At 60.4% G+C, this 18,174-nt stretch carries 19 protein-coding genes and 1 tRNA gene; 7 read left to right on the top strand and 13 right to left on the bottom strand.

Annotated features, from left to right (window positions below; genetic code table 11):
- Window positions 1–48: 48 nt before the first annotated feature.
- Window positions 49–125: transfer RNA gene (locus ASC80_RS17075), tRNA-Arg, on the top strand.
- A gap of 187 nt (window positions 126–312) precedes the next feature.
- Here the strand turns inward: ASC80_RS17075 and ASC80_RS17070 are convergent.
- From ASC80_RS17070 to ASC80_RS17055, 4 genes are all read right to left on the bottom strand, one after another.
- Window positions 313–750, bottom strand: coding sequence for a hypothetical protein (locus ASC80_RS17070; protein WP_056299693.1), 438 nt, complete (start codon window positions 748–750; stop codon window positions 313–315).
- A gap of 13 nt (window positions 751–763) precedes the next feature.
- On the bottom strand, window positions 764–1,165 hold the full coding sequence (locus tag ASC80_RS17065) for a DUF1398 domain-containing protein (protein WP_056299691.1): 402 nt from the start codon (window positions 1,163–1,165) through the stop codon (window positions 764–766).
- 41 nt (window positions 1,166–1,206) lie between these two features.
- A complete protein-coding gene (locus tag ASC80_RS17060; RefSeq protein WP_056299688.1) occupies window positions 1,207–1,659 on the bottom strand; it encodes a MarR family winged helix-turn-helix transcriptional regulator in 453 nt (150 codons plus the stop codon).
- 517 nt (window positions 1,660–2,176) lie between these two features.
- Window positions 2,177–2,803 carry a TetR/AcrR family transcriptional regulator gene (locus ASC80_RS17055; RefSeq protein WP_056299685.1) on the bottom strand — a complete coding sequence of 209 codons (627 nt, stop codon included), beginning with the start codon at window positions 2,801–2,803 and terminating at the stop codon, window positions 2,177–2,179.
- Window positions 2,804–2,996: 193 nt separating this feature from the next.
- Here ASC80_RS17055 and ASC80_RS17050 point away from each other — a divergent pair, with 193 nt between their 5' ends.
- Genes ASC80_RS17050 through ASC80_RS17025 form a run of 6 tightly spaced genes read left to right on the top strand, consistent with a single transcriptional unit; the run spans window position 2,997 to window position 8,528 of the window.
- Window positions 2,997–3,881, top strand: a complete 885-nt coding sequence (locus tag ASC80_RS17050) for an ABC transporter permease (RefSeq protein ID WP_082512648.1) — start codon at window positions 2,997–2,999, stop codon at window positions 3,879–3,881.
- The gene (locus ASC80_RS17045; protein ID WP_244487306.1) at window positions 3,881–4,654 is read left to right on the top strand and encodes an ABC transporter ATP-binding protein; all 774 of its coding nucleotides are present in this window, start codon (window positions 3,881–3,883) and stop codon (window positions 4,652–4,654) included. The genes ASC80_RS17050 and ASC80_RS17045 overlap by 1 nt, the downstream gene beginning before the upstream one ends.
- Before the next feature lie 39 nt (window positions 4,655–4,693).
- On the top strand, window positions 4,694–5,704 hold the full coding sequence (locus tag ASC80_RS17040; RefSeq protein ID WP_056299679.1) for an ABC transporter substrate-binding protein: 1,011 nt from the start codon (window positions 4,694–4,696) through the stop codon (window positions 5,702–5,704).
- A 41-nt stretch (window positions 5,705–5,745) separates the two neighbouring features.
- Window positions 5,746–6,711 (top strand): NAD-dependent epimerase/dehydratase family protein, encoded by a 966-nt coding sequence (locus ASC80_RS17035; protein ID WP_056299678.1) that lies wholly within the window; start codon window positions 5,746–5,748, stop codon window positions 6,709–6,711.
- An 18-nt stretch (window positions 6,712–6,729) separates the two neighbouring features.
- Window positions 6,730–7,671 carry a transketolase family protein gene (locus ASC80_RS17030; RefSeq protein ID WP_082512647.1) on the top strand — a complete coding sequence of 314 codons (942 nt, stop codon included), beginning with the start codon at window positions 6,730–6,732 and terminating at the stop codon, window positions 7,669–7,671.
- The gene (locus tag ASC80_RS17025; protein WP_056299672.1) at window positions 7,668–8,528 is read left to right on the top strand and encodes a transketolase; all 861 of its coding nucleotides are present in this window, start codon (window positions 7,668–7,670) and stop codon (window positions 8,526–8,528) included. Before ASC80_RS17030 ends, ASC80_RS17025 begins: the two co-directional genes overlap by 4 nt.
- A gap of 320 nt (window positions 8,529–8,848) precedes the next feature.
- Here the strand turns inward: ASC80_RS17025 and ASC80_RS17020 are convergent, their stop codons facing one another.
- From ASC80_RS17020 to ASC80_RS16980, 9 genes are all read right to left on the bottom strand, one after another.
- The gene (locus ASC80_RS17020; RefSeq protein WP_056299669.1) at window positions 8,849–10,030 is read right to left on the bottom strand and encodes a LysM peptidoglycan-binding domain-containing protein; all 1,182 of its coding nucleotides are present in this window, start codon (window positions 10,028–10,030) and stop codon (window positions 8,849–8,851) included.
- A 351-nt stretch (window positions 10,031–10,381) separates the two neighbouring features.
- Window positions 10,382–12,712: a xanthine dehydrogenase family protein molybdopterin-binding subunit gene (locus tag ASC80_RS17015; protein WP_056299667.1), complete on the bottom strand. Its 2,331-nt coding sequence runs from the start codon at window positions 12,710–12,712 to the stop codon at window positions 10,382–10,384.
- A complete protein-coding gene (locus ASC80_RS17010) occupies window positions 12,709–13,188 on the bottom strand; it encodes a (2Fe-2S)-binding protein (protein WP_056299665.1) in 480 nt (159 codons plus the stop codon). The genes ASC80_RS17015 and ASC80_RS17010 overlap by 4 nt, the downstream gene beginning before the upstream one ends.
- Window positions 13,185–14,054: an FAD binding domain-containing protein gene (locus tag ASC80_RS17005; protein WP_056299662.1), complete on the bottom strand. Its 870-nt coding sequence runs from the start codon at window positions 14,052–14,054 to the stop codon at window positions 13,185–13,187. The genes ASC80_RS17010 and ASC80_RS17005 overlap by 4 nt, the downstream gene beginning before the upstream one ends.
- 5 nt (window positions 14,055–14,059) lie before the next feature.
- The gene (locus ASC80_RS17000) at window positions 14,060–14,842 is read right to left on the bottom strand and encodes an alpha/beta fold hydrolase (protein WP_056299660.1); all 783 of its coding nucleotides are present in this window, start codon (window positions 14,840–14,842) and stop codon (window positions 14,060–14,062) included.
- An 11-nt stretch (window positions 14,843–14,853) separates the two neighbouring features.
- Entirely contained in the window at window positions 14,854–15,573 is a 720-nt protein-coding gene (locus tag ASC80_RS16995; RefSeq protein WP_244487305.1) for an ABC transporter ATP-binding protein, read from the bottom strand.
- Entirely contained in the window at window positions 15,563–16,306 is a 744-nt protein-coding gene (locus tag ASC80_RS16990) for an ABC transporter ATP-binding protein (protein ID WP_056299656.1), read from the bottom strand. The genes ASC80_RS16995 and ASC80_RS16990 overlap by 11 nt, the downstream gene beginning before the upstream one ends.
- Window positions 16,303–17,304 carry a branched-chain amino acid ABC transporter permease gene (locus tag ASC80_RS16985; protein WP_056299654.1) on the bottom strand — a complete coding sequence of 334 codons (1,002 nt, stop codon included), beginning with the start codon at window positions 17,302–17,304 and terminating at the stop codon, window positions 16,303–16,305. Before ASC80_RS16985 ends, ASC80_RS16990 begins: the two co-directional genes overlap by 4 nt.
- On the bottom strand, window positions 17,304–18,164 hold the full coding sequence (locus ASC80_RS16980; RefSeq protein ID WP_056299652.1) for a branched-chain amino acid ABC transporter permease: 861 nt from the start codon (window positions 18,162–18,164) through the stop codon (window positions 17,304–17,306). The genes ASC80_RS16985 and ASC80_RS16980 overlap by 1 nt, the downstream gene beginning before the upstream one ends.
- Between the last annotated feature and the right edge of the window lie 10 nt (window positions 18,165–18,174).

Below are 18,174 nucleotides of genomic sequence, written 5' to 3'. Positions count from 1 at the left end.
GGCCCTCTTCGCGAGGGGGCTTTCAGCTCATTCCTGTCCGCGAAATGCGCGCCCGTAGCTCAGCTGGATAGAGCACCAGACTACGAATCTGGGGGTCAGAGGTTCGAATCCTTTCGGGCGCGCCAAATCTCCAACACTCCAGAATAAAACTGGGCACCTGAGCATCGCCGGGCTCGTTGATCAATTGAAGCCCCCGATCGTGCGATCTCAACAAGAGAGACGATCAGTCCGAGCGCAAAGAAACTTAGCGATCGTGCGATATCACGAAGCAGATGGTCGTTTTGATAGATCGGCCAACATTGCGGGGATTCTTCAACGTGAGAGGGAGATGACCGTCGCCCCGGCACAGATCAAAAGAGTACCGAGGGCAACGAGCGAGAGATTGAGGTTGCGCCATTCAGAAAAGGCCACGGCGCCGACAAGGACGGCGATCAGGGCATTGCTGTTGGTCAATGGCGCGATGACGGAAACCGGCAGTTTGAGCACGCCCATCCCATAGGCCATGCAAGCAATTGCCAATGTCCAGGTCGTCCCCATCGCGGCGGCGAGCATCACGGACCGGGCCGAAAGTACTGCGCCGCCTGTCCAGATGAAGGCCGACCAGCCGAGCAGGGCCACGACGCTGCCAACGACCCCCAGATAGAGGGGAATGGATGCGCCGGCGCCCAGGCTCGCCCGCATGAGCACAGTGCCCAGCCCGAGGCAGACGGCGGGAATGGCTCCGCCGATGAAAAATCCGGAAAGTGTCATGACTGGTACCCCGTCACTTTGGAAAGTGCTCGACATGGGTTTCGGCGGTACGGCCGAAATAAACGACCCGCCGGCCCGGGAACGAGACGAGGTATCCCGCGCAGCCGGCGGCTTTGACCTTTTCGCAGAAGGCGACGTAGCTGTAGTCGGCGGGATTGGCCTGCGCCCAACGTACCAGACGCTCAACCTCCGCGGCATCGAGGGCAGCGGCGACGGTGCCGGTGGAGGGGTGCATGTCCATCGTGACACTGTCTCCGTCAGGCAGATAGTTGGTCTGGCTCTTGCGGCGATAGTCGACCAGATAGCCCTCGAAGCCGGCGGCGATCAGCTTTCCGACAATCTCCGGAAAGCTCAGGCTTCCATCGCGAGCCGCAAGGAGGCAAGTTTTGGCAATAGAAATCCGTCCCGCGTCCATGGCGGTTTCCTTTCTTTTCGATATGAGTTTGGCCGGCGGGTTCAGTCCACCGGGATTGCGTTGAGCTCGCGCCGTTCGGCGAGAACCCTCAGGATACGGTCGAGCGCTTCGTGCTCTTCCTTCGTCAAAACGCCGAAGAACTCAGCGTCATTCTTGTCGGCAAGTGATGCCAGGACGGGGATCTTGGTCCGGCCCTCGGTCGTCAGGGACAGGCTGTGAGCGCGCTTGTCCTCCTGGCTTTCCGCTTTCTCAACCAATCCCTTAGCCACCAGCCTTTCCGCAAGCTTGCTGATAGCCCCCTTGGTCATGCCCATCTTCTCCGCCAGAACAGACGGGGGCGTCGGCTCGCAGTCGTAGAGTGCGCGCATGAAGGACCACTCCGCGACGGTGACCTCCTCGCCCGATACCTTGCGCGCGAACTCCTGCGACACGGCGTTTGACACCATTCGCATCCAGTAGCCGGTGTGGTCGGTGAGTTCCGAAGCCGAGGTCATGACGCATCCCCCGTTGACTAGGAAACTATCTCGATTAAGTTTCCTAGTCAACAACAATGTTCAGGCCGGATGAATCGGAGCGATGGGTATGATCTAGAGGCGCCTCCTGTCAGCCCCCGGCGGGCGTGGTCAGGCATATCCACATCCCCTCGAGACCCGGAAACGGCGCACGCTGCAAGGTGATCCCGTGGAAAATGGATAGCAAACACAATAACATACGAGTTCCCAGTTTCATCCTCCCGGGCGCGCCATTCTTCGAAAAATCAAATGGATACGATGTATGAAAATTGCCCGCACTGGCTCGGGTGATTTTTGACGCCTGACTCCCCGTAATGATGCGGACGGTCAGCTTCCGGCCAAATCCAGACCTCGAGATGCGGCGTCGAACGCTGGCGATTGGCGCAAGCGGGCGTCGATCAGCGCTGGCAGGAAAGGCCGTCAGAGTCATTTCCTGAGACACAAGTTAGCCAACGCGGGTTTCGAACCGATCAATGGACGAGGGAATGGGTGAGAAATGCTAGCCGATACGCGGGAAGCACTGCTCGATTCCCGTCACAAGTATGTCGAGGCTCCTCTCGAACTCGAGATCAAAATTTCCTGTTGTGTAAGCCGGCTTCATTCTCGACGTTTCGAGCAGGACAAAGCCGGCGACAAAGCAGGTCATCGCGCGATACGCGATGACCGCTTGCTCCGCATTCAAGCCTGAAGCAGCGAATGCGTCGGTCAGAGCCTGGCCCACTCTCTTGGCCGCGGCCGTGCGAAGGGTGCGCTGTGCAACAAGCCGGAAGCCATTCGGATGCCGATTGCCGACGATCCTGTATGCGGTGATGAATTTTCGCGCCGCTGTTTTCCAGTTCTGATTGCGCCGGTGATTCTTGTCGACGGTATCGATGATTTCCTGCATCACGGCCTCGACTACACCGTCGAGGAGGTCGTCGCGATTCTTGAAGTAGTGATAGATCGACATCGCCTCGACGCCGAGCGCTTGTCCCAACTGCCGCATGCTGAGCGAGTCGATGCCGTTCGCGTCGATCATCTCGAGCGCGGCGTGGAGAATCACGTCGCGACTGAGGGGCTTTCGAATCGGCCGCGATTGAGCCTTGCGGGCAACCGGCGTCCTCTTGCTTCGTGTCAGGGCGGGCATTCGTTTCAACGATTGTGATGCGCATATCCGGCGCGCAATTGTTCCAATAAGCGCGTCTGCGTCAAGCCTTCGCACCTGTATCAGAGTTCGCGTCCGTTGGAATAGGCGCGGCGGTTGAAGTCAGGACTTGACAGATTGTCGACGACCTTACACTGTAAGGTTAAGTACAAGAAACGATCAGGGATGGAATGCCATGCGTGGGGCGAAAGCCGTTTCGCAGGGGGATGATTTTGCCCGATCTTCTTCCCCGGCGGACGAGACTGAAAGCGAGCACGATCGGCCGAAAGGTGATGCCACAGCGCGGGCTGCATGGCTTGGCGCTGCACGTAACGTTGGCTTTGGAATTCTTGGCTTCGCAATCCTTTTTGCCCTTTGGTATGCCACGTGGGCAATCGGGTTCGTCAACCGCGATCTGGTGCCGCGCCCTGACCAGATATTTCTTCGACTGATCCATAATTTTGCGGTCTCCGGCCTCGCATGGGACGTGCTCGCCAGTGTGCAGCGCGTTCTGACCGGCATGATCATTGGGATGGCGCTGGCGATACCGGCAGGGTTCGCCTTAGCGTGGTATCCGACTCTCGGCCGGATCTTTCAGCCGGTCATCAATTCGTTCCGCGCAATTCCACCGATCGCGCTTAGTCCGCTCGTGATTGTCTATCTTGGGATTGGTGAGGTCGCGCGCGCGAGTATCCTGGTTTACGCCGCATTTTTTACGTCGCTGATTGTCATTTATGAAAGCGTCTCAGCAATCGAGGAGATCTATATCCGTGCCGCGCGCGTGGTCGGCGCGACCGAGACCGAGATCTTTCGCAAGATCGTCGTTCCGTTGCTCGTTCCAAATCTGTTCGTCGCGCTTCGCCTGACGTTGGGCGTGTGCTGGGGCACGCTGGTGGCGGCGGAATTACTCGCAGCTGAGCGTGGGCTGGGCGCGGTCATCCAGAATGCCGGAAACTACTTCGTTATTCCCGATATTTACGTCGGTCTCGTCTGCATCGGCGCGATTGCGCTGGCGATGGACGCGATGATCCGCAAGGGAATGGCTGTCGTCGTGAATTGGCAGGAGCGGGTCGAGCGATGATGACCCGAGCGAATACGGCGCCAATCGAATTCAAGTCGGTCAGCAAATACTACGGCGACGGTCCAGGTCGTCACGTGGTGTTCGACGACCTATCGCTCACCATCAGCGAAAATGAATTTGTTGCCATCGTCGGTGGCAGCGGTTGCGGCAAGACAACGCTGCTCAACATGGCGGCGGGCTTTACGCGACCGAACCGTGGCACCGTTCTGGTGCATGGTGAGGAAATCCAGCAGGCCGGCCGCGACCGCGGCGTGGTCTTTCAGCAATATGCGGTCTTTCCTTGGCTGACGGTTCGTCAGAACATTGAATTTCCGCTCAATCTCAAATGCTGCAATCTCGACAAGGCGGCCAAGGACAAGATCGTCGAGCACTATCTCGCGACGACCGGACTCAAGCGTTTCGAGAATGCTCTACCCAAGGCTTTGTCTGGCGGCATGAAGCAGCGCGTCGCCATCGCCCGGGCCTACGCCGCTAATCCGCAGATCCTGCTGATGGACGAGCCGTTTGCGGCTCTCGATGCGCAAAGTCGCGGCATCATGCAGGAAGTCCTGCAGAAGATCACCGCCGAGGAGAGGAAAGCGGCGATTTTCATCACGCACTCTGTCGAGGAAGCGATCTATCTCGCCGATCGCATCGTCGTTATGGCGCAACGGCCTGCGGTCTTCTCCGAAGTCATCACCGTTCCATTCGGCAAAAACAGAACCGCAGATATGCGGCTTGCGAACGAATTCATCGATCTCCGGCGGCACATTGAAGGTCAACTCAAACACTAAGTGTGGCCGGTCCAGTTCAACAAGAGGGAGGGTAAGCATATGTTGCAAAAACTGATGCAGGCGTTGACAGCCACGGTCATGTTGTCCTTCACCATCGTGTCTGCCTATGCGCAGTCCGGCGGTCAGCCTCTCAAGGTGAGGATCGGCTATCTGCTGTCGGAAGTGGTGGCGCCGCCGCTGCTCGTTGCGCGGGACGAAGGTCTGTTCAAGGCCCAGAACCTCGATGTCGAACTGATCAAGTTCGACAACGGCACGCAGATGACCCAGGCTCTGGTCGGCAACAGCCTTGACGGGGCATTGGCCGGCGCCGCCGTGGTATCGAGTATCGCGGTGCGCGGTCTCGGTGTCCTCGTCAATCCGACTTATCTCGAGTACGACACCAACCTGCTTTATGCGACCGGGGAGTCCGGAATCAAGACGGTTCAGGATCTGAAGGGCAAGCAGGTCGCCTTTCCGTTCGGCACCACCGCCCATGTGCTCGTGGTGAACGCCCTCAAGAAGAGCGGCTTGAAGTCCAGTGACATCAAGCCGGTTAACACCGGTTATCAGGCCACCACCACGGCTCTCATCGCGGGTGCGGTACCCGCCGCGGTGATCACGGCAGGTTTCGTCGAGGCGGCGACGAAGAAGGGTGCGGTTCGCGTGACATCGCTCAAGGATTTCTATCCGGAAACTGCGGTGCTCGGCGGCCTGGTTATCTCGAATGCTTTCTTCGACAAGCACAAGGCTGATTTGCCGCATGTGGGTGCGGCCATCATCCAGGCGCAAGTGAAGCTGAACGAAGAGCCTATCCGCAAGAAGAACTACGATAAGTATTTCTCGAAGATGGAAAGCTACGACGCCTATACGTTCAGCTTTGAACTCGGGAAATACCCCACCGCCGATGAATGGCTGAAATCGTTCAAGGAGGGCAAGGTTGCGAATTGGGCGTTGACCACCGCGCAAATCCTGAAGGACGCAGGTACGATCGACAAGATCGGCGAGCCGTCGAAGTTCCTTGCGCCAGACGTTTTCGAGAAAGCTGCCGCACTGGCGAAAGCCGGGAAATAACAAGCTCAGCACACTGAGCAGGAAAGGAAACGACTGTGAGTATGGCGAAAGAGCACTTCGTGGTCATCGGGGCGCGAGGTTTTATTGGATCATGGATCTGCCGGCTTCTGATCGAGGAAGGCGTGAAGGTCACGGCGACCGATACAAATCCTGATCCGCGCAGCATGAGTTCGGTGCTTGATCCCGGCCATCTCAGCAAGATGACATATCTCGTCAGTGACGCGCGTAACCCGGAAGCGGTGTCTGCGCTGATCGGCGAGGACGTCACCCACGTCATCTATCTCGCCGGCCTGTTGCGGCCGGCGAGCGAGAATAACCCGTTGTTGTCGTCTCAAGTCAGCATCGGTGGCCTTATCAACGTGCTCGACGTATCAGTCCGCCGGAGCGGCAAACTGGGAATTGCGTATTCAAGTACAGCGGCGGTCTATGGCCCGGCATCGGACTATCCTAACGGCCAGATCGACGACAAATCGCTCCCTGCACCGAGGGATCACTACGGAGTACATCGGTACACGATGGAGATGACCGCAAACGCCTATTTCAATGAGCATGGCGTGACGTCGATGGGGTTGCGGCCATGGGTTGTCTACGGTGCCGGCCGGTTCAATGGACTCTCCGCCCAACCTTCGCTCGCAATGCTCGCTGCTGCTGCAGGCACGCCGTTCCATATGCAGTTCGGCGGGCGAAACGTGGTCCAGCATGTTCGGGACGTGGCGCTTGCGTTCATTCGCAGCGCTCGCGCCAAACTCGATGGCGCGAAACAGGCCAATATTCCCGGCGAGTCGATCGAGATGACCGATTTGATTGCGGTGATTGAAAAAAGTGCCCCCAAGGCACGCGGAATGATCACTTGCGAAATGAAGGATCTGGGTGCACCCAGCCGACTGGCGGATCCGAGGCTCGAGCAATTGATCGGCCCGCTGCCATCGCCGACCGCAGAGCGGGTCGAGGAGACTATCGCGGACTATCGCAAATTGCTGGCCGACGGCCGGATCTCCTTTCCATAGCCCTTCCCGGAGCCAAAAATGTTGCTTGCAGCAGATGAGCCAGGCGTCGTCGCGCCTTTTGACGGTGTCACGATGGAGCTTTGTGAGGCTAACCCTGACGTTATGATCATGACGGCGGATTTGCAGCCTTATGTCGATATCTTTCGTGTGCCGAAAGAGAAGCCAAAACAATTTCTCGATGTCGGCATGGCCGAGCAGAACCTGCTTTCGGTCGGTGCGGGAATTTCGAAAGCCGGGTTCATTCCTATCGCCACGACGTTCGCCTGTTATGCATCGCGGCGCGCCTTCGATCAGATGGTGATCTGCATGGGGACCGGCCCGAAAACCTGCGTGGTTGTTGGATTCACACCGGGCATCACAAGCCCGGCGCGGATCCATCATCAATCAACGGAAGACCTCGCGATGACCCGCGCGATTCCGCATGCGACGGTGATCGATCCCGCCGATGCGACCGAATTCATCCAGGTTATTCGAGCCGCTGTGAAGCAACCGGGTCTGGTTTACACGCGCGGGCTTCGCGGCACGGTGTCGCGCCTGCTCGATCCGGAAAAATATTTGTTCGAGATCGGAAAGACTTATCGTCTCAAAGAGGGCGGTGGCCCCGGAATCATTGCAACCGGCGCGGGCACCGAATGGGCGATCGAGACGTCGCGCCTTCTCGCGCGGGCAGGAGTTGACCACGCGCTGCTGCATGTTCCAACACTCAAGCCGGTACGGCACGAAGAGATCTGGAAATTCTGCGAAGGCCGCAGCCAGGTATTCTCAATCGAAAATCACAACATCGTCGGTGGACTTGGTGGCCTCGTCGCCGAGATCGTGGCGAATCATCGTGGCGGACCGAAACTCACGCGGCTCGGCGTTCCCGATCGCTGGGCGCCCGGTGGCTCACTTGCCTACATTCGGAAATCACTCGGCCTCGATGCCGAAAGTCTTGCCCGGCAGATCAAGGAGGCGGCATGAACATCATGACCAAGCAGGGCAGGAATCTCTCGGTTCCGGAACTTGAACATCTGGCGCTAAAAATGCGGCGCAACGTCATGGATATCTGCATGCAGCGTGGCGGTTATGCCGGGCAGGGCGTTGCGTTGGCCGATCTTGGCGCAAGCCTTTACTTTCATGAACTGCGGCCGGACGGCAATGGATGGTACCACGACGTCTTCGTCAACTCGAACGGACATGATGCTATCATGTGCTACTCCGCGTTTGCGGAGCAGGGGCTCTACACCATGGAAGAGCTTCGCACTTACAACGCTGATGGGACCGAGGTGGATATGAGTCCCTGCGAAGGCCGACGCGGCTTCGTCATCACGATGGGGTCTCTCGGGCAGGGGCCGTCGCAAGCTGCTGGAATTGCTTATGGCGAGCGGGTGAGAGGATCTGACAAGCGCGTGTACTGCCTGCTGTCGGACGGAGAGCTGCAGGAAGGCAATGTCTGGGAGGCCGCGATGTTTGCCGGCCACCACAAGCTGGATAATCTTGTGCTGCTGATCGACAACAACGACCTTCAGGCTGGCGGGCACACCAAGAATATCCTGAGTGTCGAGCCGGTGCCGGAGAAATTCGAGGCTTTCGGGTTCAAGGCCCGCCGCATCAATGGCAATAGCATTCAGGAAATTCTGGATGCGTTTGAAGAGGCGCGCAGCACCAAGGATAAGCCCTATGCGATGGTCTGCGATACCAGGCTGTTTCAGGGCAGTCCGTACATGCAGGCGCGTTTCCCGACCGCGCATTATATGCAGACGGATATGGAGACATGGAAGACAGGTCTCGCTGAACTGGAAGGATTCCTTGCGGCAAGTGCCGGCAGCGCAGAGTAAGCTTTCTGCCCAATCCAATACCAGATCTACGATGGCCGATTACTACCAGTGAATCGTCGTAGCTGCGGCCAGCCAACGAAATTCATAATCTTAAAATGAGGTGCTCAGGTTTTCGCCGCTGCATTCGTCGTCACAGTCAGCAAAGCAGCGAGGGTTGAGCCGCGCGAAGCGACTTGAGCGGCAGTTCCTGGCACACTGCGCAAATTCCGCTGCGATGCAAAATTTATTCGCTACGGGAGCAAGAGCGGACGTGGCTGGCCTACGGTAAGCGCAGGCAAAGGCGCGCAACTTTCCCTCGGGCTATCGACTGGGGCCACGCTTTACCGCGTCGGAAGGACAAAGATCTGGCCAGGGTAAATCAGGTCGGGATCGCGGATCTTCTCGCGGTTTGCCCTGTAGATGGTGGGGTAGCGCGTGCCCGCGCCGTAGGTGAGGCGGCTGATGTGCCATAGGCTGTCACCACGGGAGACGGTGGTGGTCGTGATCTTCGGCACAACCACGACGGAGGGCGAACCTCTTTCTGGCGGAGCGGTGGACACAGCGGTCGCCGGTTGCGGTAGCTGTGAAGCGGCAATGTCCGGCCCCTTGGACGATGTGGCTTGCGCCGGCACGGACGCGGTCAAGACTTTATCAGGAACGTTAAAAGGTACCTCCGCGCGCGCGCGGACCGCGTTGGAATTCGGCTCCACCTCGTCCAGCCTGACACGGTAGTTGCCAGGCGAGACGCCCTTGTTGATGGTGACCACAAAACGTTCATCCGCGCCCGCTGTTGCAGACGCAACAAAGCTGTCGTTGAGATAAAGCCTCACCGTGGCACCCGCGCCGGCACGGCCGGTCACATGGAATTTGCCGTCCGGCTCGGTCTCGATTGCCTCCACAGCCACCATCCCGGTCATTGGCGTTGGCGCGGCGGGCTGCGCCGGCGCGACGGAAGGTTTGTCCGGCGTCATCCGTGCCACCATCGGACGGTCGGTCGGAGTCGGCTGAAGTGCCACTGCCACGCTCTTTTTGGATGTGGCCACCGTGCCGTCCGACTGCGTGGAGCGCAACGTCAGGTCATAGGTCCCTGGAGGAAGTCGGGGTGGGACCATGACGAATCGTCCGGATTGATCCGCGGTCGCGCTAACGTGCAACTCGCCATTGCGCAATAACTCTACAGTTGCGCCCGGTGCCGCCCGACCTGCGATCACCGCGTCGCCTGTCGGCTCGATGCGGGCAATGTCGAACGCCGGCCCGCCATCTCCGCTCTCCGGCGTTGGGGACGATCCGGACAGCGTGGCCCCCAAGGCCTTTGTTTCCGCTTCAACCGCCGCGAGCCCGGCCGGACTTTGATCTTGCACGCCCGGCGCCGGCGTCGAAACCGCTGGTGAGGCGGTGGCTGCCTTGGCGTCCACTGGCGGCTCACGATGGGCTTGCTTGACGGTAAAGACAAGCGCCAAACCACCGGCTGCAATCAGCGCCAGGAACACCATGACCATTCGGCTCGTCGATGTGGCAATCATATTGTTGTCCGTCGGCCAAGTTGTTAGCTGGGCCGCAATATATCGCGTTTTCTGGCGAAGTGGGTAAGCTTTCTCGGCTTCCCGTCTTTGACGTTTTGCGATTTTTACCGCGCCAACGACGCTGAACGATCGAGCACCCGGACGTAAGCTGCGATGCTCGCTAAGGGTTGGCTGCTTTCCACGTTCCGGACTTGGCGCTCTCGCTACGAAGATACTTAGCCCGTCTTGAGCCAGAAGCTGACATTTACGAGCGACGATCGACGACGTCATCGCTGAAATCGACGCTACAGGTATCTGACCGGACGGCAGGCGAGGCAGAGAGCATGCAGGTTGCCTGCCGCACCGATTTCGTCATTCCACGGGCATTGCTTCAAGCCACTGCACCACCTGCTGCGGCGAGACCGGGTGGAGAGGAATGAACGGGCCTTTTGGTCCCAATGCATCTTCCACGGCGGAGATCACGCAGGCGGCAGCAGGAATAGTGCCGCCTTCGCCGGCGCCCTTGACGCCGATCGGATTGCGCGGCGATGGTGTTTCGATGTGATGGACCTCGATCTGCGGCATTTCGGACGCCATCGGCAGAAAATAATCGCCATAGGTCGTGGTCAGCGGCTGGCCTTCTTCATCGTAGATCATCCGCTCGAACAGCGCATTGCCGATGCCGTGCACGACGCCGCCGCGAATCTGGCCGTCGACGATCAACGGGTTGATCAGCTTGCCGCAGTCGTGAACCACGACATAGCGGACGACACTGATATCGCCGGTCTCGGGATCGACCTCAACCTCGCAGGCGTTTGCGCCGTAGGCAAATGTCAGGGCATTGGAGTTGAAGTATGCCGTCGCGGCGAGATCCGGCTCCATGTCGCCCGGCAAGGTCATTCCGGTGTTTCCCGCGAGTACGCGGGCGATTTCGGACAGCTTGACCTTCATCTCCGGAATGCCTTTCACCCGGACCGCGCCGCCTTCGAGTTCGAGGTCGTGTTCGCCAACCTCCAGTTGATGGGACGCGAAGGTGATAGCCTTGGCCCGCACCTTGTGGGCTGCAAGCTGCACCGAGGACCCGGCCGTCACCGCGATGCGGCTGGCGATGGTGGAAATGCCGAGCGGAAACTTCGCGGTGTCCGCGGTCTCAACCGTCACGTCTTCCAGTTCGACGCCAAGCGCGTCCGCGGCAATCTGCGCAAACGCCGTGCGATGGCCCTGGCCCTGGCTGGATGCGCCGGTGGCGATGATGACCTTGCCCGCCGGCGTCACGCGCACAGATGCACCTTCGAATGGGCCAAGTCCGGTGTCCTCGACGCACGAGGCGATGCCAAGCCCGCGCAATTTGCCGCGTTTTCTGGCTTCTGCGCGCCGCGCTTCGAAACTCGTCGCTTCGATCTTGTCGAGGACGAGATCCAGCGCAGCGACATAGTCGCCGCTGTCGTAGGAGATCGGTGAACCGTCACGCGCCTTCATCCCGGTGGTGTAAGGCATCTGATCGGCGCGCACGAAGCTGCGCCGCCGTACGTCCTGCCGATCTATGTTGAGATGGCGCGCGATACGGTCGGCCAGACGCTCGAGCAGAAATGCGACATTGGGTCGGCAGGCGCCGCGCACCGGCGATGTCGGCACCAGATTGGTGAGAACGACGTCGACCGACAGATCGAGCGCATCGAGAGCATAGGGGCCGGGAAAACTGGCGAGCGCAGTTGCGGGCAGGATCAGGCCATAGGGTGCATACGCGCCATTGTCGTGAATGCAATGTCCGCGGATCGCGCGCATGCGTCCGTCGTTGTCGAACGCCACGTCCAGCGCCCAGACCTGACCGCGCTGCTGCGTCGTCGCAACGAAATGCTCCTGGCGGTCCTCGATCCATTTCACCGGCCGCCGGCTCTTGATGGCGGCGATGGCAACCGCGAATTCCTCCGCATAGACGTTGGCTTTCGGCCCGAAGCCACCGCCGACATCCGGCGTCAAGACACGAATGGTGTTCTCGTCGCGTTGCAGATAGGTGGCGAGATGGCGCCGCACCATGTAGGGCGATTGCGAAGAGGTCGAGATGGTCAGCGCGTCGGTTTGCAGGTCGATGTTGGCGACGACGCCGCGGCACTCCATGGCATGACAGCCGCCGCGATGAATGTCGAAGTGTTCGGTCAGCACATGGTGTGCTTTGGCGAATACCCCTGCGCAATCGCCGAAGCTGGCCTTCATGGTGGCGATGACATTGCTGGCATGTTGCGAGTGCACCTTGGGCGAACTGGCTTCGCGGGCGAGAACGGCATCCGATACTGCGGGCAGATACTCGACATCGAGCATCACCGCGGCCGCAGCGTCCTCGGCATGGGCGCGATTATCGGCGAGCACGATGGCGATAGCCTCGCCGACATGGCGAACTTCCGCGTCGGCCAGTGGATGATAGGTGATGGGCGTCTTCAGAAGGGGATGTGGCGCCATTGGCGGCATAGATCCCTGCGCGATGTCCGCGAAGTCCGCCATCGTATAGATCGCGGCCACGCCCGGCATCGCGAGGGCGTCGCTCGTGTCGATGTTGCGAATCCGGCCATGAGCAAAGCTCGCCCGCACGAAAGCGGCATGCAGCATGTCAGGCAGTTCGATATCGTCGACATAGTGGCCCTTGCCCGTCAACAGGCGTGCATCTTCCACGCGGGTGATGGCGGTTCCAAAAAAACGTCCACTCATGACCGGTTCGCCCTTGATGATGCGGTGTCCAGCGCCGCCTGCACGATGCCCTGATAGCCGGTGCAGCGGCAGATATTTCCGGAGATCGCGATCCTCACGTCGTGTTCGGTCGGGGTGGGTGTGACGCGCAAGAAGGCTTCAAGGGTCATCAACATGCCCGGCGTGCAGAACCCGCATTGCAGGCCATGATTGACCGCGAACGCCTGTTGAAGCGGAGACAGTTCGCCAGGCTTGCCAAGGCTCTCGACGGTCTCGACGGTACAGCCGTCGATTTGCACCGCCAGCATCAGGCAGGAGCGAACCGGCGCGCCGTCGACGATCACGGTGCATGCGCCGCAAACGCCATGCTCGCATCCGATGTGCGTGCCGGTCAGTCCGAGCGAGTGGCGCAGGAAATCGCCGAGATGCGTGCGCGGATCGACAGCGGCTTCGCGTTGTTCGCCATTGAGCGTGAATGTGACGGATTGTTCGGTCATGAACGCCGCTCCAGTGTTGTGCGAGCCTCCTCCAGCGCCCGGCCGATCAAGACACCAGCAAGATGACGGCGATAGTCGGCCGTTACTTGAACGTCTTCCATCGCGTCGAGCGCACGTGCCGCGGCAACGGCAGGTTTTGCGTCGAGGCTGTCAATGTGCTGACCGATCAGGGACGATTCGGCGTCCGGCAGCCGCCGTGGTGCGGATTCAACGCCGAACGACAGCAGCGCCGCGCGGGTGATCCGGCCGTCCTTGCCTGCCTCAAGAAGAGCCGCGCCGCCTGCAATGGCGAAGTCGCCGTGGCGCCGCGCATATTCCGCGAAGCCATGACCGTGGCCTTTGCCCCACGGCTTGAACCGCAATCCTTCAAGGAGTTCCTGGTCACCGAGCGCGGATTGTAGCAGGCCCTCGAACCATTCGCCCGCCGGAATGGTTCGGCGGCCGTCGGGGCCGGAGACGATGAACTCCGCGTCGAGCGCTGCGCACATCGCGGGTTGTTCGGCCGAGGGATCGAGGTGGCAGCAGCTTCCGCCGATCGTGCCGCGGGCGCGGGTCTGGATGTGGCCGACGTGCTCAAGCGCGCGCGCCAAAAGCGGGAGACGCGATCGGACGATCGGTGACACCAGCACGTCGGCCTGGCGGGTCATCGCGCCGATTTCGATACCTTCCGCCGTTTCCCGTATTCCCGCGAGGTCGGGAATACGGTTGATGTCGATCAGATGATCGGGCGCGATCACCCGAAGATTCATCATCGGCATCAGCGACTGTCCGCCGGCGAGAATCTTGGCGTTCTCCAGACGTGCGAGCAATGCGCCGAGCTCTTCGCGCGTTTGCGGGCGGTGATATTGAAACGGCGAAGCCTTCATGCCGGTTACGCCAGATCGAGGAACTTTGAGATCGCCTTGATGAACGCCTCGGGCGCTTGCGCCATCGGTGCATGGCCGCATCCCGGCATTTCGATCAACTCAGCACCCGGAAGTGCCTTGGCAAGGGCGCGCGTCATTTCGGGCGGTGTCGCCGCATCAAGTTCGCCCACCACGACCAGGGTCGGATTGCGGATCGTGCCGATGTGAGGCGTCAGATCCAGCGCGGCGAGGGCGTGACAGGCCTCGGCGAAGAATTCCGGGTTGGTTTTGACCAGCGCAGCACGGCGCTCGGCCATGATCGCGGGATTGGCAGAAATGAAGTCTTCCGGAAACAGTCGTTTCAGCGCGACGTCAACGATGGCTTCCATGCCGCTCTGGCGCACGCGCTCCGCCATCGCGAAGAAGGATTGCTTGCCCTCCGGCGTAAATCCGACACCTGTATCGGCGAGTATCAGCCGGTCGAACTTCGTGCCATGACGAACGGCTAGCGCGCTGGCAACGAAACCGCCGAAGCCGTTGCCCAGGACATCGGCCGTGGTGCCGAGATCGAGCGCGTCAAACAATCCGGAGATGCGGTCCGCGATGCCTTCGATGGTCGCGCCGGCCGAGGACGAGCCGCCAAAGCCCGGCAGGTCCGGAACGATGACGCGCCGCTGACGCGCCAGTATCGGAACGATCTTGTCGAAGATGGCCCGATCGGCAAGCAGCGAGTGCAGCAGCACGATGGGCTTGCCGGCACCCGCCTCAATGATATCTAGCGCGCCATCACGCAAACGAACGGAAGTCATTCTTCAACCTTTCAATAAACGCCAAGTAGTTGTTCGGCCAAACGATCGTTGGAGCGGAGCGAATCCACGCCACCCGCGTGCGCGACATAGCCGGTGTTGAGCACCACCACCTCGTCCGCGATATCCAGCGCCAGCTTGATGTTCTGTTCGACAAGAACGATCGAAAGACCGCTGTCGCGCAGCCGCTTCAGCACCGCCGCGACTTCGGCGACAATTTGGGGCGCCAGTCCTTCCGAGGGTTCGTCGAACAGGATAAGGCGCGGATTGGTCATCAGGGCGCGGCAGATCGCCAGCATCTGTTGCTCACCGCCGGACAGCGAGCCGGCCAGTTGCCGCTGTCGTTCCGACAGCCGGGGGAAAGTGGCATAGACCTGCTCCAACCCCCAGCTTGAGCTGTTTTCGGCATGTCCACGGCGGGCCGCCACGGTGAGATTCTCGTAAACCGTGAGGGATGGGAAGATGCGCCGCCCTTGCGGCACCAGGCCGATGCCCTTCAGCGAAATCGCTTCCGGCGACAGGCCGGAAATGGACTGGCCGAACAGATCGATGCGTGTTGCCCTGGCCTTGACCAGCCCCATGATCGCGCTGATGCAGGTCGTCTTGCCTGCGCCGTTGCGTCCGAGCAGGCCGAGGACTTGGCCTTTCTTCACGCTGAACGACAGATCGTGCAGGACATGGCTCTCGCCGTAGAATGCGTTCAGGCCGCTGATCGTCAGCGCGTCAGTGTCCAAGATACACCTCCCGGGTCTTGGGATCGGCGACCACATCGGCGCGGCTTCCTTCCACCACCACCTGTCCGTGCTGCATCACCGTGATCACATCGGCGAAGGCGAGGGCGACGTCCATGTCGTGCTCGATCATGACGATGGTGACGTCACGCGGAATGGATTGAAGCAGGCGCTGAACATCCTGGCGTTCGTCGGCGGAAAGACCGGCCAGTGGCTCGTCGAGCAGCAGGAGCTTCGGCTTTTGCGCGAGCGCCATGGCGATCTCGAGCCGGCGACGCTCGCCATAGCTGGTCTCCGCGACGGTCCGGTCGGCGAGGTGCTCCAGTCCGACGAGGGCGAGCGTTGCGCGCGCTTCGTCCCAAAGTGCCGTCTGCCGGCGTAAATCGGACCATGGATTGAAACGTATCTCTCGAAGGCCGACGAGTGAGATGACGACATTGTGCAGCAGCGTATTCTTCTGAAACAGCGTGATGATCTGGTAGGTACGCGCCATCCCAAGATGAGTGCGCTGGTTCGCTGACTTCCGGGTGACGTCCTGGCCGAAAATGCGGATCGCGCCCTGCGATGGCGGAAAGTCGCCGGCAATCAGATTGAAGAACGTTGTCTTGCCCGCTCCGTTGGGGCCGAGCAGCAGCCGCCGCTCGCCGGCCGGAACGCGCATCGTCACATCGCGCACGGCCGGCAGCCCGCCGAAATAGCGACAAAGTCCCGTGACTTCGAGGACAGGTGTCGTCATGAGGCGTTGTCCTTGACGATGGACGGCGCGTTCGTAACCTTGTTCCCGCGCGACCGGCGTTTCAAGGCGCGGACTCCGCGCATGATGCCGGGCACCAGACCCTCGGGCATGAACAGAACGATCGCGACGAAGATGACGCCGAGCAGAATCAGCCAGCGCGTGATGTAGGCGCTGACGACATTCTTGAGGATAACCACCAGTGCCGCGCCGACCACCGGCCCGAGCAACGTTCCGGTGCCGCCGGCGATCACCATCAGCAGTGTTTCGGCTGACGTCGTCAGATGCAGCGCCTGCGGGCTGACAAACTGGTGGTAATAAGCATAGAGGAGGCCTGCCACCGCACCCCAGAAGCCGGCGAACACAAAGCTCAGCCACTGGATCAGCCACACATTATAACCCAGCGCGCGCATGCGCCGCGGCTGATCGCGCGTGCCCTGCAGGCTTTGGCCGAGGCCGGACTGAATGAAGCGCGCGATGCACCACAGTGCGACGCCCAGGAAAAACAGGACGAAATAGAAGAAGATCGTGGGGTCCATCAGATCGAGGCCGAACGGATGCGGCCGCTTCAATCCGCCCAGTCCATTGTCGCCGCCGGTCAGGCTGGCCCATCGATAGGCGACGCCCCACAGGATTTGGCCAAGCGCCAGCGTGATCATCAGAAATCCGAGGCCCGACGCGCGCAACGCCAGATAGCCGAACAGCATTGCCAGGGCCGTTGTCGCGCCAATAGCGATCAGAGCGCCCGCGAGATGGCCGAATCCGGCGTGAGCGGTGAGGTAGATCGACAGATAGGCGGCCACGCCGAGATAGACCGCGTGACCGAGTGAGATCATGCCGCCGAAGCCAATCAGGAGATTGAGACTGAGCGCAAGAATCGCTGCGATGACGATCTGGCTTGCGATGTTGACATAATATTCAGACGTCACCACCCACGGCGTCGCGAGCAGCGCGGCGAGGGCGATCAACCACAATAGAACGTTTGAAGCCGGAGCGCGCATCAGATGGCTTGCCTTCCGAACAGGCCGGTCGGCCGCAGGGTCAGAACCAGAACCATCGGCAGGAACAGGATCACGTAGGCGAGATCCGGAAACAGCGCCTGCCCATAACTGTAGATGAAGCCAATGATCAGACTGCCGATGAACGCGCCGAGCAGGCTGCCGACGCCGCCCAGAATGACGACAACCAGTGCCAGCGGCAGCATGTCGGTATCGAGTCCGGGATAGACCGACAGGATCGGCCCGGACAGCACGCCACCGGCTCCCGCCAACGCAGAGCCGAGGCAGAACACCACGGAGAACAGAAGCGAGGTCCGGATCCCCATGGCGCGCGCCATGGTCAGATCGTCGACGCCGGCGCGGATCATTGCACCAAGGCGGCTGCGCTCAAGCAGGAACCAGAGTGCCGCAGCCAATGCGAACGCCACGCCGATCACGAACAGGCGATAGATCGGAAAAGCCAGATGCGAGATCCGGAACGCACCTGTCAGTTCGCTCGGCATCGGCACCGGGCGCGGATCGCCGGTCCAGATCCAGACGCAGGTGTCGGCGATGATGAACGCAATGCCGAGCGTTACCAGAACCTGCGCCAGCGGCTGACCGGTCAGCCTGCGAAGGATGAAGCGCTCGATGACGGCACCGAGAATGCAGATGGCGCCGCCGCCGATCAGGATCGCGATCCAGAAATTCACGCCGGCCTCGATCGCCGACAGTCCGACATAGGCGCCGAGCATGAAATACGCACCGTGCGAAAGATTGACGATGCGCATCAGGCCGAAGATCAGCGAAAAGCCCGACGCAAGAATAAACAGGAGGGATCCGAACGCCAGACCGTTCAAACCTTGAATGATCCAGAAATTCATGCGGATCCCT

Source organism: Afipia sp. Root123D2 (genome assembly GCF_001425835.1).
Taxonomy (GTDB): Bacteria; Pseudomonadota; Alphaproteobacteria; order Rhizobiales; family Xanthobacteraceae; genus Afipia.
This window is presented reverse-complemented; position numbering and strand designations above follow the sequence as displayed.

What these genes read in the sequence shown, in the direction of transcription:
- ASC80_RS16980 (WP_056299652.1), bottom strand. Translation starts at nt 18,164, where the DNA reads ATGAATTTCTGGATCATTCAAGGTTTGAACGGTCTGGCGTTCGGATCC.
- ASC80_RS17065 (WP_056299691.1), bottom strand. Translation starts at nt 1,165, where the DNA reads ATGGACGCGGGACGGATTTCTATTGCCAAAACTTGCCTCCTTGCGGCT.
- ASC80_RS17045 (WP_244487306.1), top strand. Translation starts at nt 3,881, where the DNA reads ATGACCCGAGCGAATACGGCGCCAATCGAATTCAAGTCGGTCAGCAAA.
- ASC80_RS16985 (WP_056299654.1), bottom strand. Translation starts at nt 17,304, where the DNA reads ATGCGCGCTCCGGCTTCAAACGTTCTATTGTGGTTGATCGCCCTCGCC.
- ASC80_RS17020 (WP_056299669.1), bottom strand. Translation starts at nt 10,030, where the DNA reads ATGATTGCCACATCGACGAGCCGAATGGTCATGGTGTTCCTGGCGCTG.
- ASC80_RS17040 (WP_056299679.1), top strand. Translation starts at nt 4,694, where the DNA reads ATGTTGCAAAAACTGATGCAGGCGTTGACAGCCACGGTCATGTTGTCC.
- ASC80_RS17060 (WP_056299688.1), bottom strand. Translation starts at nt 1,659, where the DNA reads ATGACCTCGGCTTCGGAACTCACCGACCACACCGGCTACTGGATGCGA.
- ASC80_RS17025 (WP_056299672.1), top strand. Translation starts at nt 7,668, where the DNA reads ATGAACATCATGACCAAGCAGGGCAGGAATCTCTCGGTTCCGGAACTT.
- ASC80_RS17015 (WP_056299667.1), bottom strand. Translation starts at nt 12,712, where the DNA reads ATGAGTGGACGTTTTTTTGGAACCGCCATCACCCGCGTGGAAGATGCA.
- ASC80_RS17050 (WP_082512648.1), top strand. Translation starts at nt 2,997, where the DNA reads ATGCGTGGGGCGAAAGCCGTTTCGCAGGGGGATGATTTTGCCCGATCT.
- ASC80_RS17070 (WP_056299693.1), bottom strand. Translation starts at nt 750, where the DNA reads ATGACACTTTCCGGATTTTTCATCGGCGGAGCCATTCCCGCCGTCTGC.
- ASC80_RS17030 (WP_082512647.1), top strand. Translation starts at nt 6,730, where the DNA reads ATGTTGCTTGCAGCAGATGAGCCAGGCGTCGTCGCGCCTTTTGACGGT.
- ASC80_RS16990 (WP_056299656.1), bottom strand. Translation starts at nt 16,306, where the DNA reads ATGACGACACCTGTCCTCGAAGTCACGGGACTTTGTCGCTATTTCGGC.
- ASC80_RS17035 (WP_056299678.1), top strand. Translation starts at nt 5,746, where the DNA reads ATGGCGAAAGAGCACTTCGTGGTCATCGGGGCGCGAGGTTTTATTGGA.
- ASC80_RS17055 (WP_056299685.1), bottom strand. Translation starts at nt 2,803, where the DNA reads ATGCCCGCCCTGACACGAAGCAAGAGGACGCCGGTTGCCCGCAAGGCT.
- ASC80_RS17005 (WP_056299662.1), bottom strand. Translation starts at nt 14,054, where the DNA reads ATGAAGGCTTCGCCGTTTCAATATCACCGCCCGCAAACGCGCGAAGAG.
- ASC80_RS17010 (WP_056299665.1), bottom strand. Translation starts at nt 13,188, where the DNA reads ATGACCGAACAATCCGTCACATTCACGCTCAATGGCGAACAACGCGAA.
- ASC80_RS17000 (WP_056299660.1), bottom strand. Translation starts at nt 14,842, where the DNA reads ATGACTTCCGTTCGTTTGCGTGATGGCGCGCTAGATATCATTGAGGCG.